Here is a 760-nt window from a genome sequence, read left to right on the forward strand (position 1 = left end):
ATCACGAGCGGCGCAAACAGCGCAGCGGCGGGAAGAACAATCCAGATCAGACGATGAGTCGACTTGGGGCGAAGCACAATCCACGCTACGAGTCCGATCACGAGAGCGGGAATCAAGCTTGGCGCCGAGGCCGTGATTACGGCGAAGAGCAGAGCGGCCAGTGCGGCCATCGCCCAGTTGTGGGCAGCGCGCAACGCGGTGAGAATCAGCCACGGCAGCAGAATGTGAGCAAGAACAGCGCCTAGTTGCCCCTCGCCGAGAGCGACCAAGAAGCTCGGAGCGACCGTCCACGCAACGGCAGCTAGGGTTGGCGCCCAGGTGCGTTCCGAAATGGCTGCCGCACACAACCACGCCGCCAGCGCCGCCAGCGGCAAGGCCAAGAGATACAGCAGCGAGAACGGCGGCGAACGGATCCGCCGCTACTACCTGCTGGGCAAGATCGTTCCAGCCGTAGCCGACATGAGCCCAGAGTTCAGAAACGGTTGTCGAGAGTGGCAGGAGTCCGCCACCGATGAGGGCGTGAGCATCCACAAAGCGGGAAAAGCTGATCATGCCGAGGATGCCAGCCAGCAGCACGACCCAGGCGCCGCCATTTCCAAAGAACTTGGGTCGCTCAACTTCGAACGCGGCATCGGGCGCCGCTCCGTGACGTTCATGGGCCCGCATTTCGCGCAACTCTGCCCACGACATCCGTAGCGGGTCAACGGCCGCAAACCCCACCTTTTTGTTGCGTCGGAGGTTGCGGCGGGCTGCAACAACG

2 protein-coding genes are annotated in these 760 nt (G+C 63.2%); one reads left to right on the forward strand and one right to left on the reverse strand.

The annotated features are described in order from the left end of the window. Positions 1-269, reverse strand: a 269-nt coding sequence (locus tag FRC98_RS21915) for a hypothetical protein (protein ID WP_230467881.1), incomplete at its 3' end; no start/stop codon positions are given. 61 nt (positions 270-330) lie between these two features. On the opposite strand from FRC98_RS21915, the gene FRC98_RS21920 reads away from it, so the two are divergent. Further along, a complete protein-coding gene (locus FRC98_RS21920; RefSeq protein WP_230467882.1) occupies positions 331-696 on the forward strand; it encodes a hypothetical protein in 366 nt (121 codons plus the stop codon). The last annotated feature ends 64 nt before the right edge of the window (positions 697-760 follow it).

Source organism: Lujinxingia vulgaris, assembly GCF_007997015.1.
Classification (GTDB): Bacteria; Myxococcota_A; Bradymonadia; order Bradymonadales; family Bradymonadaceae; genus Lujinxingia; species Lujinxingia vulgaris.

Coding starts and splice junctions, on each gene's coding strand:
- FRC98_RS21920 (WP_230467882.1), top strand. CDS start 331: ATGGCTGCCGCACACAACCACGCCGCCAGCGCCGCCAGCGGCAAGGCC.